The sequence below is a fragment of the Thermoanaerobacter wiegelii Rt8.B1 genome (assembly GCF_000147695.2).
Classification (GTDB): domain Bacteria; phylum Bacillota; class Thermoanaerobacteria; order Thermoanaerobacterales; family Thermoanaerobacteraceae; genus Thermoanaerobacter; species Thermoanaerobacter ethanolicus.
Window position 1 is genome coordinate 102,501 of record NC_015958.1, and the last position, 23,055, is coordinate 125,555.

General features: G+C 34.2%; 29 protein-coding genes, 2 rRNA genes and 1 pseudogene (1 of these 32 cut by a window edge). 24 read left to right on the top strand and 8 right to left on the bottom strand.

Going from position 1 to position 23,055, the window contains the following annotated elements; all coding sequences use genetic code 11:
- Both THEWI_RS00470 and rrf read left to right on the top strand, forming a co-directional pair.
- Window positions 1-266 (top strand): 23S ribosomal RNA (locus tag THEWI_RS00470) (it extends 2,617 nt beyond the left edge of the window).
- A 32-nt stretch (window positions 267-298) separates the two neighbouring features.
- A 5S ribosomal RNA gene (gene rrf / locus THEWI_RS00475) occupies window positions 299-407 on the top strand.
- Between the two features lie 42 nt (window positions 408-449).
- Here rrf and THEWI_RS00480 read toward each other — a convergent pair.
- Both THEWI_RS00480 and THEWI_RS00485 read right to left on the bottom strand, forming a co-directional pair.
- Window positions 450-668, bottom strand: coding sequence for a sulfurtransferase TusA family protein (locus THEWI_RS00480; protein ID WP_003871399.1), 219 nt, complete (start codon window positions 666-668; stop codon window positions 450-452).
- 11 nt (window positions 669-679) lie between these two features.
- The gene (locus THEWI_RS00485; protein WP_003871398.1) at window positions 680-1,573 is read right to left on the bottom strand and encodes a LysR substrate-binding domain-containing protein; all 894 of its coding nucleotides are present in this window, start codon (window positions 1,571-1,573) and stop codon (window positions 680-682) included.
- A gap of 189 nt (window positions 1,574-1,762) precedes the next feature.
- On the opposite strand from THEWI_RS00485, the gene THEWI_RS00490 reads away from it, so the two are divergent.
- From THEWI_RS00490 to THEWI_RS00570, 17 genes are all read left to right on the top strand, one after another.
- Window positions 1,763-2,005: a sulfurtransferase TusA family protein gene (locus THEWI_RS00490; protein ID WP_003871397.1), complete on the top strand. Its 243-nt coding sequence runs from the start codon at window positions 1,763-1,765 to the stop codon at window positions 2,003-2,005.
- 20 nt (window positions 2,006-2,025) lie between these two features.
- A complete protein-coding gene (tsuA, locus tag THEWI_RS00495; protein WP_004402267.1) occupies window positions 2,026-3,042 on the top strand; it encodes a thiosulfate transporter TsuA in 1,017 nt (338 codons plus the stop codon).
- A 52-nt stretch (window positions 3,043-3,094) separates the two neighbouring features.
- Window positions 3,095-3,448: a DsrE/DsrF/TusD sulfur relay family protein gene (locus tag THEWI_RS00500; protein ID WP_003871395.1), complete on the top strand. Its 354-nt coding sequence runs from the start codon at window positions 3,095-3,097 to the stop codon at window positions 3,446-3,448.
- A gap of 12 nt (window positions 3,449-3,460) precedes the next feature.
- Window positions 3,461-3,820: a DsrE family protein gene (locus THEWI_RS00505; protein WP_003871394.1), complete on the top strand. Its 360-nt coding sequence runs from the start codon at window positions 3,461-3,463 to the stop codon at window positions 3,818-3,820.
- Window positions 3,821-3,832: 12 nt separating this feature from the next.
- A complete protein-coding gene (tusB, locus tag THEWI_RS00510; protein ID WP_003871393.1) occupies window positions 3,833-4,111 on the top strand; it encodes a sulfurtransferase complex subunit TusB in 279 nt (92 codons plus the stop codon).
- Between the two features lie 35 nt (window positions 4,112-4,146).
- Window positions 4,147-5,556, top strand: coding sequence for a dihydrolipoyl dehydrogenase (gene lpdA / locus THEWI_RS00515; protein ID WP_014062029.1), 1,410 nt, complete (start codon window positions 4,147-4,149; stop codon window positions 5,554-5,556).
- Window positions 5,557-5,644: 88 nt separating this feature from the next.
- Window positions 5,645-6,025 (top strand): glycine cleavage system protein GcvH, encoded by a 381-nt coding sequence (gcvH, locus tag THEWI_RS00520; RefSeq protein ID WP_014062030.1) that lies wholly within the window; start codon window positions 5,645-5,647, stop codon window positions 6,023-6,025.
- A gap of 457 nt (window positions 6,026-6,482) precedes the next feature.
- On the top strand, window positions 6,483-6,641 hold the full coding sequence (locus THEWI_RS14325) for a hypothetical protein (RefSeq protein WP_014062031.1): 159 nt from the start codon (window positions 6,483-6,485) through the stop codon (window positions 6,639-6,641).
- Between the two features lie 186 nt (window positions 6,642-6,827).
- Complete coding sequence (locus THEWI_RS00530) at window positions 6,828-7,775, top strand: ROK family protein (protein WP_014062032.1); 948 nt, start codon at window positions 6,828-6,830, stop codon at window positions 7,773-7,775.
- Between the two features lie 10 nt (window positions 7,776-7,785).
- The gene (locus THEWI_RS00535) at window positions 7,786-8,358 is read left to right on the top strand and encodes a DNA-3-methyladenine glycosylase I (protein ID WP_003871546.1); all 573 of its coding nucleotides are present in this window, start codon (window positions 7,786-7,788) and stop codon (window positions 8,356-8,358) included.
- Window positions 8,359-8,498: 140 nt separating this feature from the next.
- Window positions 8,499-8,723, top strand: coding sequence for a sigma factor G inhibitor Gin (locus tag THEWI_RS00540; RefSeq protein ID WP_003871545.1), 225 nt, complete (start codon window positions 8,499-8,501; stop codon window positions 8,721-8,723).
- 67 nt (window positions 8,724-8,790) lie between these two features.
- Window positions 8,791-10,212 (top strand): aminotransferase class I/II-fold pyridoxal phosphate-dependent enzyme, encoded by a 1,422-nt coding sequence (locus THEWI_RS00545; protein WP_003868907.1) that lies wholly within the window; start codon window positions 8,791-8,793, stop codon window positions 10,210-10,212.
- The gene (gene tmk / locus THEWI_RS00550) at window positions 10,209-10,820 is read left to right on the top strand and encodes a dTMP kinase (RefSeq protein WP_004402260.1); all 612 of its coding nucleotides are present in this window, start codon (window positions 10,209-10,211) and stop codon (window positions 10,818-10,820) included. The genes THEWI_RS00545 and tmk overlap by 4 nt, the downstream gene beginning before the upstream one ends.
- 13 nt (window positions 10,821-10,833) lie before the next feature.
- On the top strand, window positions 10,834-11,163 hold the full coding sequence (locus THEWI_RS00555; protein ID WP_003868909.1) for a cyclic-di-AMP receptor: 330 nt from the start codon (window positions 10,834-10,836) through the stop codon (window positions 11,161-11,163).
- A gap of 10 nt (window positions 11,164-11,173) precedes the next feature.
- Complete coding sequence (locus THEWI_RS00560; RefSeq protein WP_003868910.1) at window positions 11,174-11,614, top strand: YaaR family protein; 441 nt, start codon at window positions 11,174-11,176, stop codon at window positions 11,612-11,614.
- A gap of 8 nt (window positions 11,615-11,622) precedes the next feature.
- Window positions 11,623-12,597 (top strand): DNA polymerase III subunit delta', encoded by a 975-nt coding sequence (holB, locus tag THEWI_RS00565; RefSeq protein ID WP_004402257.1) that lies wholly within the window; start codon window positions 11,623-11,625, stop codon window positions 12,595-12,597.
- Window positions 12,598-12,599: 2 nt separating this feature from the next.
- Window positions 12,600-13,481, top strand: coding sequence for a PSP1 domain-containing protein (locus THEWI_RS00570; protein ID WP_014062033.1), 882 nt, complete (start codon window positions 12,600-12,602; stop codon window positions 13,479-13,481).
- 13 nt (window positions 13,482-13,494) lie between these two features.
- Here THEWI_RS00570 and THEWI_RS00575 read toward each other — a convergent pair whose 3' ends face one another.
- The 5 genes and pseudogenes from THEWI_RS00575 to arcA all read right to left on the bottom strand — a co-directional run bounded on the left by THEWI_RS00575 (window position 13,495) and on the right by arcA (window position 18,685).
- On the bottom strand, window positions 13,495-13,899 hold the full coding sequence (locus tag THEWI_RS00575) for a DUF1634 domain-containing protein (protein WP_014062034.1): 405 nt from the start codon (window positions 13,897-13,899) through the stop codon (window positions 13,495-13,497).
- Between the two features lie 4 nt (window positions 13,900-13,903).
- Window positions 13,904-14,737 carry a sulfite exporter TauE/SafE family protein gene (locus THEWI_RS00580; protein ID WP_003868914.1) on the bottom strand — a complete coding sequence of 278 codons (834 nt, stop codon included), beginning with the start codon at window positions 14,735-14,737 and terminating at the stop codon, window positions 13,904-13,906.
- A 74-nt stretch (window positions 14,738-14,811) separates the two neighbouring features.
- A pseudogene (locus tag THEWI_RS14085) lies at window positions 14,812-14,985 on the bottom strand (ISLre2 family transposase); the annotation flags it as partial.
- A 123-nt stretch (window positions 14,986-15,108) separates the two neighbouring features.
- Complete coding sequence (locus tag THEWI_RS00590; protein ID WP_014062036.1) at window positions 15,109-17,280, bottom strand: alkaline phosphatase family protein; 2,172 nt, start codon at window positions 17,278-17,280, stop codon at window positions 15,109-15,111.
- A gap of 181 nt (window positions 17,281-17,461) precedes the next feature.
- Window positions 17,462-18,685, bottom strand: a complete 1,224-nt coding sequence (arcA, locus tag THEWI_RS00595) for an arginine deiminase (RefSeq protein ID WP_014062037.1) — start codon at window positions 18,683-18,685, stop codon at window positions 17,462-17,464.
- 138 nt (window positions 18,686-18,823) lie between these two features.
- Between arcA and THEWI_RS00600 the strand changes: the two genes are divergently transcribed.
- From THEWI_RS00600 to THEWI_RS00610, 3 genes are all read left to right on the top strand, one after another.
- Window positions 18,824-19,570: a tRNA1(Val) (adenine(37)-N6)-methyltransferase gene (locus THEWI_RS00600; RefSeq protein WP_014062038.1), complete on the top strand. Its 747-nt coding sequence runs from the start codon at window positions 18,824-18,826 to the stop codon at window positions 19,568-19,570.
- 2 nt (window positions 19,571-19,572) lie between these two features.
- Window positions 19,573-20,394, top strand: coding sequence for a 16S rRNA (cytidine(1402)-2'-O)-methyltransferase (rsmI, locus tag THEWI_RS00605; RefSeq protein WP_014062039.1), 822 nt, complete (start codon window positions 19,573-19,575; stop codon window positions 20,392-20,394).
- A gap of 136 nt (window positions 20,395-20,530) precedes the next feature.
- The gene (locus tag THEWI_RS00610; RefSeq protein ID WP_003868920.1) at window positions 20,531-21,400 is read left to right on the top strand and encodes a cation diffusion facilitator family transporter; all 870 of its coding nucleotides are present in this window, start codon (window positions 20,531-20,533) and stop codon (window positions 21,398-21,400) included.
- 35 nt (window positions 21,401-21,435) lie between these two features.
- On the opposite strand, the gene THEWI_RS00615 is transcribed toward THEWI_RS00610, so the two are convergent.
- On the bottom strand, window positions 21,436-21,687 hold the full coding sequence (locus THEWI_RS00615) for an AbrB/MazE/SpoVT family DNA-binding domain-containing protein (protein ID WP_003867347.1): 252 nt from the start codon (window positions 21,685-21,687) through the stop codon (window positions 21,436-21,438).
- Between the two features lie 177 nt (window positions 21,688-21,864).
- Between THEWI_RS00615 and THEWI_RS00620 the strand changes: the two genes are divergently transcribed.
- Both THEWI_RS00620 and THEWI_RS00625 read left to right on the top strand, forming a co-directional pair.
- Window positions 21,865-22,449, top strand: coding sequence for a nucleoside recognition domain-containing protein (locus tag THEWI_RS00620; RefSeq protein WP_003868921.1), 585 nt, complete (start codon window positions 21,865-21,867; stop codon window positions 22,447-22,449).
- Between the two features lie 8 nt (window positions 22,450-22,457).
- A complete protein-coding gene (locus tag THEWI_RS00625; protein WP_014062040.1) occupies window positions 22,458-22,979 on the top strand; it encodes a spore maturation protein in 522 nt (173 codons plus the stop codon).
- Window positions 22,980-23,055: the final 76 nt, after the last annotated feature.

Genomic DNA, 23,055 nt, shown 5'->3' on the forward strand with positions numbered 1-23,055 from the left:
AAACTTGAGAGGCACTGCCCCTAGTACGAGAGGACCGGGGTGGACGAACCGATGGTGTACCAGTTGCACCGCCAGGTGCACAGCTGGGTAGCCAAGTTCGGAGGGGATAAACGCTGAAAGCATCTAAGCGTGAAGCCCGCCTCAAGATTAGGTTTCCCACCCGTAAGGGGTAAGACACCTCGAAGACCACGAGGTAGATAGGCCGGGGGTGTAAGAGTGGAAACACTCTTAGCTGACCGGTACTAATCAGTCGAGGACTTGACCGAGAAGGCTTTGTGCAGTTTTGAGGGTCTAGATTTCCGGTGGCGATAGCGGAGGGGAAACACCCGTTCCCATTCCGAACACGGAAGTTAAGCCCTCCAGCGCCGATGGTACTGCTTTCGCGGGAGAGTAGGTCGCTGCCGGTAAAATTTTATAAAGCCCCCTTTATGAAACTCCTGTAAAGGAGTTTATTTTTTTATATATACTTCCCAGACGCCAGTTAACACTTCCTCTATTTTTAAAGTGCAACCTATTTTAGAAAAGTATGTTTCTATATTGTCCAAACTACAGCGATGGTCTACAACTACTTTTAATACATCCCCTTCTTTCATTTCTTCATATTTTTTTCTGGTTTTTAAAAGAGGCAAAGGACAGATTTCCCCCATACACATGATTTCATGAACCATTTGCATCACCTTTAGCAGAAAAATTTTTTACCGCTGTTTTTTATAAAGTCGATGAAATCAGACTTGGATTTTTTGTAAATCTTTTTATTGTATATGATTGAATAAGTGTAATTAAATTCTATGTCTTCAACCTGAACTATGGACAAGGTCTTAGTATATAATTCTTTCTTTATGGCTATATAAGGTAAAATAGACAGACCGTGTCCTGCTGCTACAGAGGACTTTATCGACTCAATAGAGGGAGATTCAATTTCAATTTTTAGTTTTTTGATGTCAATTCCATTGGCTAGAAGTGTTTCTTCAATTACTTTTCTTAGAGCGCACTTTTTGTGTATTATAAAAAAATTATAACGTAATAATTTGTTTTTTAACAAGCTTTTTTCTTCCCAATTACCGCTTGCAACAAAATGCATTTTGAATTCTCCCAAAGGTATACAGGAAATATTTTCATCGACATAACAGCCTTCTATAAACCCAATATCTATTCCTCCTTCTTTGATGTTATAGATTACTTCTGGTGTGAAATTGTGTTCTACATGAACTGTCACATTCTTATACCTTCTCTTAAATTCGTGAAGAGTGCAAGGGAGAGCATATTGGCCAATAGTGGGGCAAGAAGAAATTGTAAGCCTATTTATGCAGTCGTTTTCGCAGCACTCTAAGTCCTTAATCATATTATCGCATAGATTTAATATCCTCTCTGCATACTGATACACCAATTCCCCAGCTGGGGTAGGAATGACTCCTCTGTTACTGCGCTTTAAAAGAGTAACTTTTAAGTCTTTCTCTAACGCTTTTATTTGTTGACTTATAGCAGGTTGTGAGAGATACAATTCTTTTGCTGCGGAAGAAATGCTCTTGTAGTATACGGTTTTATAAAATGCTCTTAAATTTTCAATATTCACAATACCCCCCCTGTTTGTTAAAAAGCTATCGCAATACAACGTTTCGTTTCGTTAAGTTTTATTATACTACAAAGTTTGTTATAAGTAAAACTAATATTACATAAGAATTTCAAATGATATGAGAAGAAAATTTTATAGTATAATGAAACTAGAATGTTAAAATGATAACAAAGTGAGGAGGAATGTAAAATGGGTAATGATGTTAAACCTACCTATACTTTAGACGAAAGAGGTGAAGTGTGTCCAGTTCCAGATGTAGACACGAGAAGGAAGCTTAAGGAGATGAAATCAGGGGAAATTCTTGAAGTGCTTATTGACTATGCGCTTTCCAAAGAAAGAATCCCAGCTGGAGTTAAAGAAGTAGGAGGGGAAGTCATCTCTATTGAGGAAATTGGACCCAGTGAGTGGAGAATTCTCATTAAAAAGCTTTGATAAGTTGAGGGGGAGATTTTATGGATCCGAGGTTACAGGGGCTTTTAGTTGGGATTCTTTTTGGAATTGTTTTGCAAAGAGGTAGGATGTGTTTTAACTCTGCTATTAGGGATGTCAAAATGACAAAAGATAATTATCTCATGAAAATGGCTCTGGTTGCAATACTTGTAGAGACGATTGGCTTTCATCTGGCGGCGCAACTGGGTTGGATTAAATTAAATCCAAAACCTTTGATTCCTCTCGCTCAGATCATAGGCGGTTTCTTATTTGGTATGGGCATGGTTCTAGCAGGTGGTTGTGCCAGCGGTGTTACTTATAGGATAGGCGAGGGATATATAACAGCATTTATTGCAGCAGTCTTCTACGGAATCACTGCAGCAGCTGTAAAAGGTGGTCCTCTATCATTTGTAAACAATTGGCTGGGGAAGCCTATCACTACCACTAACAATCCCGGTGGATTGTATGGGGCAAAAGATGGAGCTGTAAATCTAACTGTTGCAAATCTGCTTAATATTAATCCATGGATTGTTGCAATCATTTTTGCAGTAATACTTTTGATCATAGTTATTGTGTGGAAAACAACAGAGAGAAAAGTGTCAGGACTTGATTGGATTACAGGTGGCATTGCTCTTGGCCTTGTAGGAACTATAGGATATATTTCACAAAAAACTTATGCTCTTGGAATTACTGGGGGTTGGGTAAATCTTTTTAGAACTACAACTGCAAATATTAATCCAACAGAACCAATTCCGTACAACTGGGAAGGAATGGAAGTATTAGGGATTATAATTGGTGCATTTATAGCGGCTCTTCTTACAAAAGAATTTAGATTAAGAGCTCCAAAAGACCCAAAAACTTTTGTACAAGTTGCAATAGGTGGCGTTCTAATGGGACTTGGTGCAGGAAGTGCAGGAGGATGCAATATAGGGCACATTCTTTCTGGACTTCCCCATCTAGCTATAAGCTCAATTGTTTTTGCGGTATTTGCAGTGCTCGGAAACTGGTTTATGGTGTGGTATCTTTTTGAAAGAAGATAAATTGTGGAAGGGCTTTGCCCTTCCCACGAAATTTTAAGAGGAGGGGATAAATATGCATATAACAATACAGGTAAATGTACCACCTTATACAAATGAGGATATGGATACAGCCATTAATTTAGCGCAAACCCTTGTGAATAGGGGGCATAAAGTTTCAATATTTTTGTTTGCTGATTCTGTTCTTGCAACAAATAAACTGGTAAAGCCCATGAAAATTGATAGGAATATTCCGTTAAAACTTCAAGAACTTTCCGTTAAAGGGATAGAGGTTCACATTTGCGGCCTTTGTGCGCAGTATAGGGGAATTACAGAAGATATGAAAATTGAAGGTGCAGATTTTTCCGGAGTGCCGGAGATGGCAGCACTTATTTACAATTCCGATAGATACATCAATTTACTGCCATAGGAGGTGTAAAGAATGAAAAAAGTTTTATTTGCAGTGTACAATTCGCCTGTTGGGAGCATCTGGATAAATGAGGCTTTCAGAAGTGCTTTTGGCATGTATGGAGAAGACCTTGAACCGGTTGTACTTTTTGTAAACGAAGCAGTTCTTGCAGTTCGTAAACAATGCAAACCAGAAATAATTGGATGTTTACCGCTCTCTATTACATTTAAATATTTGGAGAAATACAATACTCAAGTATATGCAGTAAAAGAAGACCTTGAAAAATATAGCATAAAAGAAAATGAAATTGAACCTCATTGGAATTTAAAGACGATAATAAAAGAAGAACTTCCAGAGTTTGTACATTCTTTCGATAAGGTAGTATTCTTTTAGGAGGGAAAAGATATGGCGTTAATAATTGTTAAGAAAAGTCCAGCTGATAAACTTTCAGAATTTTTGTTGAAACTTGCACTGCCGCAGGATAAAGTTATTTTCATACAGGATGGGGTCATTTTTGCAATTGAAAAAAATCTAAAGGGCCTTGTAAAAGAAGGGGTTGAGCTCTTCGCGCTTAAGGAAGATTTTATTGCAAGAGGATTTGAAGAGAGTGAAAGCCAAATTCCTTTGATAGATTATGAGGGATGGGCTGATCTTATAGAAAGGGATGAAAAAATAATTTCTTAGAGGTATGATTGGCTCTCACGCTGGAGGTATGTCAAATGAATGGAGAGATAAAAGTGGCTGAATTCTCAGATGTCAAGGAATATGATTTAGCTGTAATAGGGGCAGGTCCTGGAGGATATGTTGCTGCTATTAAAGCTGCTAAAAAAGGTGCAAAAGTAGCTTTATTTGAAAAAGATAAATTAGGTGGTACCTGTTTAAACAGAGGATGTATACCGACAAAAGCTTATGCAAGAATTGCAGAAGTGTATGACATTTTAAAACGAGCTGGAGAATTTGGATTTGATGTAAAAGTGAACTCTTTTGATTATACTCAAGTTGTAAAGAGAAAAGATGGTATTGTAGGAGAGCTTGTTGAAGGCATTAATGCTTTGCTGAAGGCTAATGGAGTAGATGTTTTTAATGCTGAAGCAAAAGTTGACAAAGAAAAGAATGTACTATTTGGAGAAAATAAAATTAAAGCGAAAAACATTATTATTGCAACTGGGTCATCACCTGCTGAACTTCCTATTGAAGGCATTAATTCTAAAAATGTCATGAATAGTGATACTATTCTTGAAATGACCTCTTTGCCACAAAGTTTATGCATTATAGGTGGTGGAGTAATAGGCATGGAATTTGCTTTTATAATGAATCAATTTGGAGTAAAAGTGTCAGTTGTTGAAATGATGCCTAATATTCTTCCTACACTTGATAAAAAGATAAGTTCCTCTATTAAATTCGTTGCACAAAAAAGAGGAATCAAGATATATACTTCTTCAACGGTTGAGAGAATAGATGAAGAAGAAAACGGTGGGAGTATAGTAACAGTTAAAAATGGTGAAAATATAAAGCGCATATACGCAGACAAGGTATTTGTGTCTATAGGGAGGAAGTTAAATACGGATATTGGTCCAATTGTAGAACTATTAGAATTTGAAGGAAAAGCTATTAAAGTTGATGAGCACATGAAGACAAATGTAGAAGGAGTTTATGCAGTAGGTGATGTCACAGGCAAAATGATGCTGGCTCATGTTGCTTCAGCACAAGCAGAAGTTGCGGTAGATAATATTTTTGGCGAATCATCTACTTTAGATTATATGAAAATACCTGCAGCAGTGTTTACGGAGCCAGAGATTGGATATTTTGGTTATACCGAAGAAGAAGCGAGAAAGAAATTTAAAGAAATAAAAGTAGGAAGATTTGATTTCAAACACAATGGAAGAGCTAAAACTTATGGAGAAACAGAAGGCTTTGCAAAGATAATTTCAAATGAAAATGGAGAAGTAGTTGGTGTATGTGTAGTAGGCAGTGGAGCTTCTGAACTTATTCACATACTTTCAACGGCTTGTCAAGAAGGTGTGGATGCAGAAGCTTTGAAGAAAGCGGTTTATGCCCATCCTACCCGAAGTGAAACTATTATGGAAGCTGTTAAGGACATCTTTGGGGAGTTTATACACAAAGTGTAATTTTCTTAAATACAACTATTGTTAAAAACTAAAGTTTGGTAGTTTTTTAAAGGGACAAAATATTTCATGAAATAGGAGGTTTTCCAAAGTGGAAGTTTTGGAAGGATTGTACTATTCGAAAGACCATGTATGGCTCAAAATAGAGGGAGATAAAGCATATATAGGAATAACTGACTATGCACAGGATTCTGTAGGAGATATAGAATACATTGAATTGCCAGAAGTAGGGACGGAATTCACTGCTGGCGATGTACTTGGAGTTCTAGAATCAGCAAAAGCAGCCTCTGACGTTTATATACCAGTGGATGGAAAAGTGGTTGAGGTAAACAACAATATTGTTGATGACCCTTCTCTAGTAAACAGTGATCCTTATGGTAGTTGGCTTGTATTAGTAGAACTTAAAAACAAATCACAACTTGAGGATTTAATGACAGCCGAAGAATACAAGAAATTATTGGAAAAAGGATAAAAGAGAATGCCTGAAAGGGCATTCTTTTTTTGTGTGCGTGCGCCCGGCATGGGCGATAACTAGGCGGTGAAAGTCCGCTGTGGGCTTGGTAGTGGGAACCACTAGCCAAGAGCAAGGGTGTCCATCGTGAGGTGGAATCTGAAGGAAGCTTAAGGCAAAATCTCGGTCTGATGAACAAGAACCAGATAAGAGGCTGAATTGGGATGGATGAGTTTGCGTAACAAAACGAAGTCCAACACTACCCGAATCCCATACAGTAAATCTGGCAGATATATGAGATGAAAGTTATCGTTCTTACCCGGGGAGGTCTCAAGGATAAGTCATGGAAGTAAAATCTGAAGTGACAACCCATGCAGTGATGTATGGCTGAACCTTGAGAAGTCAGCAGAGGTCATAGTACTTATCTAGACATGAATAGATAAGGAAGGACTGAACATTAGGAGGTTTCGGAAATCTTATGAACTCGAGAGATATGAGAAGACTGCAGACAACTCAACAAAGAGGCTATCCGTTGGATAGAGAAATAGAATTTCAAAAGACAACGGAAGTGCATAGTATATCATCGGCGTCAAGGGATGGAAGAAACGATGTACTAAGAATTGTACATAATTCCTAATGAACCGCCGTATACCGAACGGTACGTACGGTGGTGTGAGAGGACGCTGAATAAAATAATTATTCAGCTCCTACTCGATTGACTTTATTAATAATTTTAGTAATGCTATAATTATTTAAAGGTTTTTTATCCAGAATGGTATATATAATTCTTTAAAGGTAAGAATATGGCAATGGAGGGATAAAAATGGTGAAAATCCTATGCGGTGTGGACTTAGGGGGGACAAAGATAAGTACAGGGCTTGTAGATGAGAAGGGCAATATCATAAAGAGCATCAAAATACCTACTATGGCAGAAAAAGGGCCAGAAGAAGTAATTAAGCGAATCGAACAAAGTGTTTATGACGTTTTAAAAGAAGCAGGATTAAAAATATCTGATTTAAAAGGAGTTGGGATTGGATCTCCAGGGCCCCTTGATGCCAAAAGGGGGGTAGTTATAAGCCCACCTAATCTTCCAGGTTGGGACAATGTTCCCATTGTGGATATTTTATCTCATAAGCTGGGAGTTGAAGTAAAATTAGAGAATGATGCAAATGCTGCAGCTATTGGAGAACATTTATTTGGCGCAGGAAGAGGTATAGACAATTTTGTTTATATAACTGTAAGTACTGGGATTGGTGGTGGCGTGATAATTCAAGGAAAACTTTATAGCGGAGAAAATTCTAATGCAGCTGAGATTGGGCACCATACTATAAATTTTAATGGGCCTCTATGTAATTGCGGAAATTATGGGTGCTTTGAGGCTTTTGCTTCTGGTACGGCTATTGCGAGATTTGCTCAAGAAGGAATTCAAAATGGGAAAGATACAATGATAAGGGATTTAGCCAAAGATGGAGTAGTAAAATCGGAACATGTATTTGAAGCGGCAAAATTGGGAGATGAGTTTGCGGAAGAATTGGTTGACAATGAAGCTTTTTATCTTGGAGTGGGAATTTCAAATATCATGGCTTTTTATAATCCAAAAAGAATTGCCATAGGTGGTGGCGTATCCACTCAATGGGAGATGCTTTATGATAAAATGATGGAAACAATAAAGAAAAAAGCTTTAAAGCCTAATGCCGAAGTATGTGAAGTAGTAAAAGCAGAGCTTGGAGAAAACGTGGGTGTTTTAGGAGCGGCAGCATTACTTTTATAAGAGGTGAAATATGAATAGGTGTCCTTGGTGTCTTAGTGACGACATTTACATAAAATATCATGATGAAGAATGGGGAGTGCCTGTTCATGAGGATAAAAAACATTTTGAGTTTTTGGTTTTAGAATCGGCACAAGCAGGTCTTAGTTGGATTACTATTTTAAGAAAAAGAGAAAATTACAGAAAGGCCTATGCTGACTTTGACCCTATAAAAGTGTCACAATATGACGAAAAGAAAGTAGAAGAACTCATAAAAAATAGTGGAATTATAAAAAACAGAAAGAAAATAGAGGCTTCAATACACAATGCAAAAAGGTTTATAGAAATACAAAAGGAATTTGGAAGTTTTGATCAATATATTTGGGGTTTTGTAAATTATAAACCTATAATAAATGCGTGGGAAAAAATTGAAGATATACCTTCTAAAACTGAATTATCAGATAAAATCAGCCAAGACCTTAAAAAGAGAGGATTTATTTTTATAGGTTCTACTATTATATATTCCTATATGCAGGCGGTTGGAATAGTAAATGATCATTTAATAAGTTGCTTTAGATATAAGGAGTTAGTTGAGACTTTTAAATAATACAGGCAGGGCTTGGTGCAATTTGCATTGAGACTTGCTTTTTTTCTTTTACGAAAAAATATAATGAAATTAGGAAATACAAAAAAGGGTGAATATATTTTTGCACAAAAGGGAATAATTACATTAGAAAATTTTGAAAGATGGTGTTGCATATGGAAAGCATAGCAACGAAAAGGAAATGCTTTATATGCGAACAGGAATCACAAGATGGAATAGAAGTGTTAGGAAAATTTCTTTGTACAAATTGCCAAGAAAAATTGATAAACTTATCTCCTTTTGATGAAGGTTATGATTTTTACAGGCAAAAAATGATAGACATATGGGAAGGCTATATGAAAGACATAAAATATGAAAACCGGATATGAATCCGGTTTTCATATTTTTATGGTATAATCAAAATAACGAAAAATTATGATTATACGGAGGTATTGTATGACAGCTCCATTATATGAAGCACTTATGGATTATGCAAAAAACCAAATTATACCTTTTCACATGCCAGGTCATAAACAAGGAAGGACTTTTCCAGGAGAATATCTTGTTAATTTGGCAAAGATTGATCTAACAGAGGTACCAGGACTTGACAATCTTCACAACCCTGAAGGTCCCATACTTGAGGCACAAAAACTTGCAGCAAAAGCTTTTGGGGCAAGAGAGTCTTTTTTTCTTGTAAATGGGACGACATCCGGCATATATGCAGCGATGTATGCAGTGTTAAATCCTGACGATAAAATACTTATAATGAGAAATTCTCACAAATCTGTGTACAATGGCCTTGTATTGACAGGAACAGTGCCTGTCTATATAAACCCGGAAATTGATTATGAAGACGGTATTCCAATGGGAATTGACATAAACAAATTGGAAGAATATTTAAAAAAAGATGAGGCTATAAAAGCAGTTGTGATGACTTATCCCAATTATTACGGGTTCTGTAGCGATATCACAGGAATTTCTGACATTGTTCATAAATACAATAAAATTTTAATTGTAGATGAAGCCCATGGAGCTCACTTTCCTTTTTCTAATAATTTGCCTCTTTCTTCTATACAGGCAGGAGCAGATATTGTGGTACAGAGTGTACACAAAACCTTGTCTTCTTTTACTCAAAGCTCTATACTTCATTTGAATTCTGATAGAGTAGATACAAATCGACTAAAATATTCTTTAAGCCTTTTTCAATCAACATCTCCTTCTTATATTCTCATGTCCTCCCTTGACATTGCAAGAGATTACATGGAGAAAGAAGGTAAAAATAGATTAGAAAAAGCGATTATTCTTGCTGATTATGCAAGATATGAGATAAACACCATTGAGGGAATAAGATGTTTAGGTAAAGAAATAGTAGGCAAATACGCCATTGTTGACTTTGACAAAACCAAACTTACTATAAGTGTAAAGAACTTAGGTATAAAAGGGCCTGAAGCAGAAAAGTTTTTGAGAGAGAATTTTAATATACAGGTAGAGATGGCCGATACTTTTAATATACTTGCTATGGTTACATTAGCGGATGATAAAGAAAAGGTTGACCTTTTAATAAAGGGGATAAAAGGGCTTGCAAATGTAAAAAAAGATAAAAAAACAGCTGAAGAAGTAGCAGCTTATCCTGATACTCCAGAAATGGTTTTAAAACCTTCTGAAGCAGTAAGGCAAAAGACTAAATTAATATCTTTAGAAGAAGCAGAAGGCCGTGTTTCTGCAGACTTTATTATCCCTTATCCTCCAGGTGTTCCACTTATTTGTCCGGGAGAGCGCATAAAAAAAGATATGGTAAAATATATAAATGTATTATATAATAAAGGTATTAAGATATTAGGTCTTAAAAATAACAGCCTATTGGTGTGTGAAATATGAGAGGAAAATTTATAAGCTTTGAAGGAATAGATGGATGCGGTAAGACTACTCAGATAAAATTTCTGGAGGAGTATCTTTTAAAACAGGGTTATAATATTTTGGTATTAAGGGAGCCTGGAGGCACAAAAGTTGGAGAAAAAGTTAGAGATATTTTATTAGATAAAAATAATTTTATTTCTCCAGTTACAGAAATGCTTTTATACGCTTCTTCTAGGGCTCAGCTAGTGGAGGAGAAAATTTTGCCCGCCCTTGAAAAAGGCCAAATTGTAATTTTAGACCGCTTTGTAGACAGTTCATATGTGTATCAGGGATATGCAAGAGGTTTAGGGATAGAAAAAGTTAAGTTAGTTAATGAAATAGCTACAATGGGGATTTTGCCTGATGTAACAATTTATATAGACATTACTCCTGAAGAAGCAATGAAAAGGCGAGGAAAAAGAGAAGCAGACAGATTAGAAAAAGAAAGTTGGGAGTTTCACAAAAAAGTGAGAGAGGGGTATATTAAATTAGTTAAAGAATTTCCTAAAAGGTTTGTATTTATAGATGGAATGCAAGAGCTTATGAAAGTGCACCAAGACATAATTGATGTAGTAAAAAAATATTTATAAGGAGGGCAATAACATGAAATTAGTGTTAGCTATTGTGCAGGACGAGGATGTAAGAAGACTTATGGATGGCCTGACTGAAGGGGGATTTAGCTTTACGAGAATAGCATCTACTGGTGGATTTTTAAGGTCTGGCAATACAACTTTGATAATAGGTGTAGAAGACGAAAAATTAAATGATGTTATCAGCATAATAGAGAAAAAATGTAAAACTCGCGATAGAATAATTACTTCTCCTACACCTATGGGTGGTGCTACAGACATTTTCCTGCCACAAGCCGTTGAAGTTACAATTGGTGGAGCTACAGTTTTTGTATTAAATGTAGAAAAATTCCTTAGGATTTAGGGTGTTTGACATGAGAATTGAAGAGGTAAAATCTCCAAAGATTTCATCTGATATAAAAAGTGAGTACAATAAGTCTTATAGAGTTTCTAAAAAATTTATTGATACCTTTGACGAAGAATTAGAGCAATTTCATCAAGATAAATTGAATGGGATTTTATCAGAGATAGACAGTGCAGCACAAAAATTAAAAGAAAATTTAACTTTGCAGGACTTAATTAATTACAAAAAACTTGTAAAGAAGTTTTTACAGGAAGCGACAAATGGCATGTTAAAATACACCAAAAAAGAATACGTCGACTTAAGAGGTAGGAAGAAAATTTATTCTCTAGTGGAAAAAGTAAATGACAAACTAGAAAAGCTTACAGAGGAGTTTTTAAAAGATTCCAAGCACTTGGAACTTTTGAAAATGATAGATGATATAAGAGGATTATTAATAGACATATATTCATAGGTGATAGCGTGTATAGGATTTATGGGCATGAAGCCGTATTAAATATTTTTAAAAATGTAATATCTCAAAATAAAATTTCAAATGCTTATTTGTTTGTAGGAGAAGAAGGATTAGGGAAAAGATTTATGGCAGAGTATTTTGCCATGATGATAAATTGCAAAGGGGAAACTGCAAAGCCTTGCTTTAGGTGTAGTTCTTGCCTAAAGATAATGGATAAAAATCATCCAGATGTGTTTTTTATAGAGCCGGAGGAGAATTCTATAAAAGTAGATACTATAAGATATATAACTAATGAAATCAATATAAGACCCTATGAAGCTAACAAAAAGATTTTTATTATAGACCAAGCTGATAAAATGACTGTAGCAGCTCAAAATGCCTTTCTCAAAACTTTAGAAGAACCTCCCTTATATGGCCTTTTTATATTGATTGCACCACAACAAGAAGAGCTTTTGCCTACGATTGTCTCTCGCTGTAATATAATTCGTTTTAATAAGGAAAATAAAAATACGATAAAGAACTATTTAATGTTTGAACACAATATTCCTGAAAAAGAAGCGGAAGTGTTAGCTCATATTGCTGATGGTAATTTTGCTCAAGCTAACAAATTAGCTAATAAGGAATATTTAAATTTTAGAAGAGAGGCAATACAAGAAATAGAAAAAATTCTTGCTACGAAGGGATTTGAAGTGATAGAGGAGTTTGAGTTTTTTGATAAGAATAAAGACAATATAGAAGAAATTTTAAAAATTCTACTTTCCTATATGAGAGATTTGTTAGTTTTTAAGGCTACAAAAGATGCCTCTTTCATAAAAAATATAGATTTTTTAAATAGAATACAGAAAATGGAATCTCGATTGACTATCAATAAGCTTAATAATATAATTAATAGAATAGAGCAGTTTAATTCACAGATTAATTCAAATATAAACTATCAATTAGCAGTAGAGAATCTACTTTTAGATATGGCGGGAGGTTTATAATTTTGGTTACTGTTGTGGGTGTGAGATTTAAAAAAGCAGGGAAGATATACTATTTTGACCCAGGGGATTTGCCAATAAAAGTAGGAGATAAAGTTATAGTTGAAACAATAAGAGGGATAGAATTTGGCGAAGTAGTTGTCGGTATAAAAGAGGTGCCAGAAGAAGAGATTGTGGCTCCTTTAAAAAAAGTAATAAGGATTGCGACACCAGAAGATGTAGAACATTATTATGAAAACAAGAAAAAAGAAGCTGAGGCTTTTGAAATATGTCTTCAGAAGATACAACAGCATGGTTTGGAAATGAATTTAATTGATGTAGAGTACACTTTTGATAACACCAAAGTCATATTTTATTTTACTGCAGAAGGCAGAGTAGACTTTAGAGAATTAGTGAAAGATTTGGCTGCAGTTTTTAGGATGAGAATAGAACTAAGGCAAATAGGAGTAAGGGATGAGGCAAAAATCATAGGAGGTTTAGGACCTTGTGGAAGGCCTCTATGTTGTACCGCCTTTTTAGGGGAATTTGAGCCTGTTTCTATCAAAATGGCTAAAGACCAAAATTTATCTTTAAATCCCACCAAAATATCGGGTATTTGCGGGAGATTGATGTGCTGCTTAAAGTATGAACAGGAGATGTATGAAAAAATTAGAGCAGAGCTTCCTAAGGTTGGCAGCATAATAAGAGTTGGAGATAAAGAAATGAAGATTGCAGAAGTAGATGTGATTAGACGAAAACTCAAAGTAAAAATGAAAAATGTAGAAGGAATAGAGATAATAAAAGAGTACGATCCTGAAGAAGTGGAAGTTATAGAAGAAAGAGAAGAAATTGAAGGAACCTACGAGGATGAACTATTTGAGGAGGACTTAGAAAAAATGGAGGAATAAATTTCCTCTATTTTTATTCTACTTTTCCAAGTATGAAGCTTATTATTAAAATTATAAAAACGAGTGTAGTGATACCCGCATACAAATAATCTTTTTCGTACAAAAAAGTAATTATAGATACGGCCACCCGAAATACAGGTGTTAATATAAGTAATAAAAGTCCTGTAAGGATGATAGCATAAGGCTTTAAAGAGATGAAACCTTTTAAAATTTCACCTGGTGAAGTGGGATAATAACCAATAGGATATCCACTTTTCCCTGTTATTATAAGCATTAAAAGGCCTATAAGAATGACAATTGCGCTGGTGGTAACCCCTATATTTAAAGCCTTGCTTATTATAAGTTCCATAGCCATTATTTTTTCATTTTCTTTATTTTCTCTTTTTAACATTAAATCTTTATTACTTTCTCTTTCCATGGTTTTACACCCCCAAGCCTTTTATAAGCATTTGAATAGAAATATAGGCGAGCACTGGTATAAATATTTTCCTTATAGTAGTATTTTTAAGTTTTTCCATTATTCTTGTTCCCAACATTGCTCCTAATAGAACTCCTAAAGCTACTGGACCGGCTATTTTTGGGTCTATATAACCTCTCATTAAATACACACCTGCACTGGCTGCAGCAGTCACTCCAATCATGAAATTGCTTGTAGCGGTAGAGACCTTCATAGGCAATTTCATAAATAAATCCATTGCCATAACTTTAAAAATACCACTTCCTATTCCTAGAAGTCCTGATAAAACGCCAGCTACATACATTGTTCCAAAACCGCTGTAAACTCCCGCTACTTTGTATTTTACTTCTTTATTTAACACTTTGTCAAAATAGGACCCTTCTAATTTCAATTTTTTAGCTAAAGGGTGAGATACGACATTTTGAGGCAATTCTTCATGCCTTTTTCTAAGCATAGCTAAAGCCGAATACAAAAGCACAATGCCAAAAATTATATAAAGATATTTTGGGCTTATCAATCCTGCAATGTAAGCTCCTGTTATAGCTCCTGTAGTTGTAGCGATTTCCAAAAACATCCCTATTCTCAAATTTGTAATTTTGTCTCTCACATATGCAACTGCTGCCCCACTGGAAGTTGCGATGACTGAAACTATACTTGCACCTATAGCGTATTTGATATCTACACCTAATAACAAAGTAAGAGCTGGAATTACAATTATTCCTCCTCCTAATCCTAAAAGGGCTCCAAAAATTCCTGCTATAAAAGAAAAGGCGAGAATTTCTAGAGAGGTTAAAACCACATTATCATCTCCTTGTTTTTGTTGGGTCAATTGCTACAATAACAATTATAACATACCCTTTAAAAGGAGCCAAATATAAAGGCTTCTATTACTTCACTACCTAGTTTGTCCGTGATTTCCTTTATTCTTGCTACAAGTCTTGTAATATCCATTCCTTCGTTTAATAAATCACCAAAAATTTCTATCACTTCTCTAGTGAAATTTAGAGCATTTTGTAGTATAATATCTTCAAAAATATATTTTTTCACAAGAGACACCCCTTTCTGTGATGTTTTGTTTCCAAGTTCTATTTTATCACAGGGGTTGTCTCTTGTTTTTTTCACTTTAAAAATCCTACGATAATTTTACACTATCGCTACAGTGATTATTTATTATACATTCCTTTGAAGGAGTAGTAAAATAGGAGGTATTGCGTATATACAGGTAGTGGCTGCTGCTACAATGCCAGCATCGTTGAAGGCAAGAGCAAAAAGCATACCTACGATACTGCCAAAAAATCCGTAATACACGTATTTATAATTTTTGAAGATGTTTTTAAGTACTCCCGTTGGTCTATAAGATAGTATAAATAGTACTAAAATAGATATTATAAGTACCCATGACCATATAGTGTATCTTATAAGGTTAAGCTCCATTTGAAGCTTTCTTGTAAAAATTTGGAACAAAGAATTTATACCTTCACTTTTTACAATAATAGCTGTTTGGGCCATATGGGTAGTGGTTCCAAAAAACATTGAAGCTATAAACATCAAAAATAGTAATATTACCATAGAGATAAACATTATTAAAAAGGTCTTTTTATTTATTTTTACTCCAAAGAGCATCAAAATTGTGGAACCAAAAGCCATAAAACCAGTTATAAATCCACCGACTTTTGCTCCAAATTGTGGTAGAACCATTAACCAAAATGCAACAGTAAAAAGGGTAAAGCCTAAAATTTTTACGCTCTTGGTTTTATATTTTTCAATTAATGCCATAGTTCCCATAATTGAAGAACCTATCAAGACTCCCATGTATTCATTTCCTATTCCATAGAACCTAGCTCCGCTTATGACGTCATATCCTAATATAGAGTTTTTCATCAAAGGAGAATTAAGTAACAAATCTATTATTATTGTGATTGTGGTTACCAAACTTATTACCATTAGTCTATCTAAATCATTTTTTACAAAATACATGATTAACCCGTCAATTAATCCAGTTAAAACAACAACAGCCACAATGTTTAAGTAAAGAGATAAGGGGCCTAATAAAGGCAGAATTAAAAATGTCAGAGGAACAGTCATTACTCCTAAAATTATAGGTGTCAAATACTTTAAATATTCTTTTTTCAAGAACAATAGGCCTATATAAAGTATTAGCACAATGACTAAAAACAAAACGTAACTTTTCAATACCAATGGTCTAGCATTGTGGACAGAAACTATCATTTTATCTGCGTTGATAAGATAACCAAGGGCGTTTTGGTATTTGATGCTTTCAATTGGATGTCCCAACATTTCTACAGGGGGTTCTATGTTAAAGTATGATAATATTGTTGGTGCTATGTCTAAATTTGTAATAATTCCTTGGCGCTTTGTAGTATTAGAAGTCGCAAAGCCTTGTGAATAAGAAGGACCTGCTATTATTACAGGGGTAATTAAATTGTTAATTTGTATATCTTGATTAGAAGGATAAGGAGTCACGACAATAAATAAATCTTTAGACAAATCCAAATCAGATAATATTTTACCTATAAGTTTATCAGATTCATATAATGCCTTTTCTCTGTAACGCTGAGCCAAGGAAGGGGAAGTATATTTAGGAAATACATCTGCCCTTAAAATATCTCCAGGGTCTATAATAATGAGGCCACCATTTTTACTGTATTCTACAAATTTATTGTAAAGTTTTTCATAATCGGCTTTTACCATGTAAGGACTATTATCATCTTTTACTAATAAATCTTCGCTAATATCTCCCTCAGATATCCCGTTTTTGTCCATGCCAATTAAAGGGGCATATCTTTTATAGGATATTCCTGAGAGAGTCTTTATGTCAGAGTTCCCTAATACGTACACGTTAATTTCATTTCTTTTTAAAAGTTCACCTAACAATCCCGGCGTAACAGTATAATTTAAAGTAGAAGCTTGATTTATTAAATCTTGTATTCCTAAGTTAACTATATTACCTTCTTGTGGAAGTTTCCCAGTGTAAAGGTGATATAATTTTTCTGCAGAAGTATAGCCATAAACTTCATCCTTGTTAAAACATAAGCTACCCATTTCACCAGCCGAAGCTCGGGTACCTGTTCCTATGGTGAGATAAGAAGAAGGTTCTGAATAACTTCCGGCTGCTCTTGTATTCATAAGTGCTAAGGAACCTATGTCTAATAACTTTTTTATATTTGGAAGATTGTATTTAGCAAGGTCATTAATACTTGTCCTATCTAAAATAAAGAGCACTGCTATTTTATTCTTTGTTGGAGATGCAAAAGAAATTGAAGGGGAAACTGCAAAGAAAATAAACACAAGACATAAAAAAATTGCAAAAAACTTTTTCATAGATTATCCTTCCTTTTCAGTTAGTAAATTGACACCCAAACATTATACCATTAAATTATTAAAAATTTATTAACAACAGAAAGGTTAAATCTGTTAATTTGTTAATAACTTTTCAATGCAAATTAAAAAATCCCCTTTTTATGCTTTAAATTTATGCATAAAAAGGGGACTGTGATTTAATTTATTCTCTTAAAAGGGGCATAGTCATACAACGAGGACCGCCTCTTCCTCTTGAAAGTTCCGACCCTTCAATAGGGATTACCTTTATTCCTTCTTTTTCCATTATTTTATTAGATATTTCATTTCTAGAATAGGTTACAATAACTCCCGGAGCGATAGCTAAAGTGTTTGTACTGTCATTCCATTGTTCTCTTGCAGAAGTTATTGCATTTAACCCGCCAGTTGGTATTATATCTATTGTGTAGAGATTTAGCGCATTTTTTAATGCTGTTTGCAAATCTTTTTCCTGATGTATAGAGAAACCTTTTTCCTCTTTTATGATGCTAAATACTCTCAACTCGTTTTTTATTCCTGGATAAAAAACAAATCTGTTTGTGTCAACCATGGTGAAAACTGTATCTAAATGCATATAAGAACGGTTTATAGGGATTTGCACTACCAATATTCTTTCGACAGAGGAACCTTTTTCAAATAAATTATGGGCTAATTGTTCTATTGCCTGAGGAGTTGTTCTTTCACTACATCCTACTGCAATTACTTTTTCGCTTAATACCAGCACATCTCCGCCCTCTATGGAATGAGGATAGCTATCATCGTACCACCAAGGAATATTATTTTTTCTAAAAATTTCATGATATTTATAAATGTATTTTAATATTAAAGTTTCTGGTTTTCGCGCTGCTGTTTTCATAGAACTTATCATTAAGCCGCCATCTATCATTGCTCCGGGGTCTCTTGTAAAATAAAGGTTTGGTAAGGGCTTTATATAAAAATAATTATCTTGGTATATGTATTCTGCTAAACCCATCATAGATTTTTTTATCTTTATTTCATTTAGAGCCAAACCTGCAATTGCTATTTCGGCAACTTCGTTTGAAGATTTTTCTTTAAGGAATTCTTTTAAATAGTTATTGATTTTTGGAGAGGTAACTCCATTTACTTGAAGTAATTCCTCAATAAATTTTTCTTTTACATCTTCTTCTTTTAATATTTCTTCTAAGAGATTTTGTAAATACAGTACTTGGACTTCATTTTGCTGCAATACTCTTGCAAAGTTGTCGTGTTCTTCTTGGATCCTTCTAACCCAAGGGATATCGTCGAAAAGAAGCTCGGATAAATTTTGAGGGGTCAATCTTTCCAATTCTTTCCCTGGCCTGTGCAAAATCGTTGTTTTTAATTTATTTATTTCTGAATTTACGCGGGGAGCAGTAACTACTTTTGTCAACTTTTCATCCTCCTAATGTTTAAATTCTTTATATAGTATACTGTGCACTACTTCAATTTTCAATACGTATTTAAAAAGTTAATAAAAACTTTTGGCAATTGTGATAAAATAAATCAAGAATATTATAGAGGTGATAAAATGTTAAGAGATGGGGAAAGATTAGATGAATTAAACTTGAAAGATTTAGTTATAATTCAACACAAGGATAAATTTAAATTCGGAATGGATGCGGTATTGCTTGCTAATTTTGTTACTGCTAAAAAAGGAGATAAAATTGTAGATTTAGGATGTGGGTCTGGCATAATACCTATTTTAATTGCTGCTAAAACTCAAGATACCTTTATTTACGGTGTTGAGATACAAGAAGATATGGCGGATATGGCTACAAGAAGTGTAGTTATTAATAAAATGGAAGAAAGAATAAAAATAATAAAAGGCGATGTAAGAGGATTAGAAAAGATATTAGGATATGAAAAATTTGATATAGTGACTTCAAATCCTCCCTATATGCTAGTAAAAACGGGATTTGATAAAAAACAAAAGTCAGAAAATATCGCGAGATACGAAATATATGGAGGACTTGAGGAATTTATAAAGGCTGCTTCGAAACTTTTAAAATTTGGAGGAAAATTTTTTATGATTCATAGAACAGAAAGATTAGTTGACATTTTGTATTTTTTGAGAAAATACAATTTAGAACCTAAAAAATTGAGATTTGTGCATCCTTATGTAGATAGTAAACCCAATCTTTTGCTAATAGAATCAAAAAAAGGTTCTCAGCCAGGTTTAAACATATTGGCTCCCCTTTATGTGTATGAAAAAAGTGGAGAGTATACAAAAGAAATTATAGAAATATACTCTAAAACGCAATTAGAGGAGGAATAAAGATGGAAAATTATGGGGTATTATATTTATGTCCCACTCCTATTGGTAATTTAGAAGATATAACTTTAAGAGTTTTAAAAACTTTAAAAGAAGTTGATATTATAGCTGCCGAAGATACGAGGCAAACTCTTAAACTTTTAAATCATTTTGACATAAAAAAACCTCTTACCAGTTACCATGAACATAACAAAAGGACAAAAGGGGTAAAACTTATAGAGGAATTAAAAAAAGGGAAGTCAATTGCCTTAGTTACAGATGCAGGTACACCTGCAATCTCAGACCCTGGGGAAGACCTTGTGAAACTTTGCATAGAAGAAGACATAAAAGTTGTGTCATTGCCTGGTCCAACTGCTGCAATTACCGCTTTAGTTGCTTCAGGATTAAATACTTCTTCCTTTGTTTTTGAAGGTTTTTTGCCGACAAAAAATAAAGAAAGAGAAGAAAGGCTAAACCGTATTTCAAAAGAAGAGAGAACTGTCATACTTTATGAGGCACCTCATCGTTTAAAAGAAACTCTCCACAAATTGAAATCTTATGTAGCTGAAAGAAAGATTGTCATAGCAAGAGAACTTACTAAAATTCATGAAGAATTTATAAGAGGGACAATAGATGAGGTTTTAACGAAACTGGGGGATGAAATAAAAGGTGAAATTGTACTAATTATTGAAGGAGCACAAAAACAACAAGTTGAAGAAAAACCAGAAAAATTAATTCAAAAATACCTTGAGGAAGGAATGGATAAAAAAGAGGTTATTAAAAAAGTTGCTAAGGAATTGGGAATACCCAAAAGTCAAGTGTATAAACTTACTATAGGAAAAAAGTAAAGAAGTTGGAAATAATAGTTATTATCAATTGAATTTGATTTTCAATATCCCAAATTAAAAATATTTGCATATTTTTCACCAATAAACTATAATATATATCAACAGTGAAATTTCAATTGAGAATATGGAGGATGTTATGAATAAACAAAACGCAGCTTTGCTATCTGTGGTTTCTAACAGTGTATTGATAGCTATAAAATTGTTGGCAGGTATACTAATGCATTCAGTAGGGGTAATTTCTGAAGCCATACATTCTTCAATTGATTTAATTGCTAGTCTAATTGCCTTTTTCTCCATACGAGTAGCAGTAAAACCCGCAGATGAGGACCACCCTTTTGGACACAGCAAATATGAGAACGTTTCTGGCTTTGTGGAAGCTATTTTAATTTTTTTTGCAGCTATACTTATCATATATGAGGCAGTGCGAAGAATAATTACTGGTACTTATGTAGAAAATTTAGGAATGGGCATTATTGTCATGCTTTTTGCATCTTTTGTAAATGGAGTAGTATCATATTTTTTGTTTAAAGTATCTAAAGAAGAAAATTCTATTGCCTTAAAAGCAGATGCAATGCACCTTTTAACTGATGTATTTACGTCTTTGGGAGTTACACTAGGACTTGTTGCCATAAAAGTCACTAAATTGGATATTTTGGATCCAATCATAGCTATTTTTGTTGCATTGCTTATTATAAAAGCATCAATTGAGTTGACAAAGGAAGCTTTAAAAGATTTGACAGACACTAGTCTTCCAGAAGAGGAAGTTAAAGAAATAGAGAATATAATAAAATCAAATTCTGAAATTACAAGTTTTCACAAATTGAGAACGAGAAAATCGGGGCCTCGAAGAGAAATAGACGTTCATTTGAGAGTGGACAGAAATTACAACATAGTAGACGCTCATGAATTGTCCCATAAGGTTTCAAAACAAATAACTGATAAATTCCCTGATTCCCATGTGATAATCCATGTAGAACCGGAAAGAAAAAAAGAAGAGGATAAATAATAGGAGGACACACCCTCCTATTATTTATCCTGCTATTAGTCTACAGATTTCTTTAACTCTTCAAGGCAATTTTTACATATATTTTTGCCTTTGTAGTTTATTACATTCTCAGCGTTGCCGCAGAAAATGCAAGCAGGCTCATACTTTTTGAGGACTATTTGTTCCCCATCAACATAGATTTCAAGAGCATCTCTTTCTGCTATGTTAAGTGTCCTCCTGAGCTCGATTGGTATTACTACCCTTCCCAATTCGTCTACTTTTCTTACAATACCTGTGGATTTCAACATTTTTCTCCCCTCCTGAGTTACAAAATTCGACAACTAAACTTCACTTATAATAATACCAAGTTTTGAAAAATAAGTCAACACCTTTTTTGGAATTTTTTAAGGTTAATAACATAAATTTTATTACATAAGAAGAAAAGCATAAACGAAGTTTTTTTGGTAATTTGGGAGGGCTATACCATGATAAATTACATATGGTTTTTTATGATAGCGATAGGAGTTTTAGTAGGAATAATAAATGGCAGAATGGCAGAAGTATCCAAAGCTATAATTGATTCAGCACAGACTGCTGTTGCTATTTCGATAGGGTTAGTTGGTGTAATGTCTTTATGGCTTGGAATAATGAAAATTGCAGATAAGTCAGGCCTTACAGATATTATCGCAAAATTACTAAAACCTACAATTATAAGGCTTTTTCCTGATGTGCCAAAAGACCACCCAGCTATTTCAGCGATGATAATGAATATATCAGCTAATATGTTGGGATTAGGTAATGCAGCAACACCTTTTGGGATTAAGGCTATGGAATACCTTCAAGAGCTCAACAAAAAAGACAGTGCTTCAAATGCTATGTGCCGCTTTTTAGTGATAAATACAGCTTCAATACAGCTTATACCTGCAGTGATGATTGGAATAAGGGCTTCTTTGGGAGCTAAAAATCCTGCGGATTTTGTGATTGTCAGCGTACTTTCAACTAGCACTGCTCTTGTAGCTGGTCTTATTTTGAATAAATACCTTGAAAAAATGCCTATATTTAAGGAGTGAAAATAATAATGATTAAAATTATATCTGAATGGATTATCCCCATACTTGTTTTTATTATTCCTTTTTATGGAATCATAAAAAATGTCAAAGTGTATGAAGTTTTTGTTGATGGGGCAAAAGAAGGAATTTCTGTAGTTGTAAAAATATTTCCAGCTCTTGTAGCGATGCTTGTGGCAATAGGCGTATTAAGAGCGTCAGGAGCCCTTGACTTGTTAGGGAAATTTTTAATGCCTCTTACAAATAAAATAGGCATGTCACAGGAACTTGTGCCTCTTGCTTTAATAAGACCCCTTTCGGGAAGTGGTGCTTTGGGGATTGCGACTGAGATTATAAAAACTCATGGTGCCGATTCTCTAACCGGGAAAATGGCTTCTGCTATGTATGGATCTACTGAGACCACTTTTTATGTTCTTGCTGTTTACTATGGGGCAGTGGGAATAAAAAAGATGAGACATTCTGTTATCTCTGGAATTTTTGCAGATATTGTTGCAATACTTTCTTGTGTATTTTATAGCAGATTATTTTTTTAATACTTGTACACTTTTTCACTTTTGTTATACTATATAGTGTAATGTTGTTTTTGCCTTTTAAAAGGAAAGGAATGAT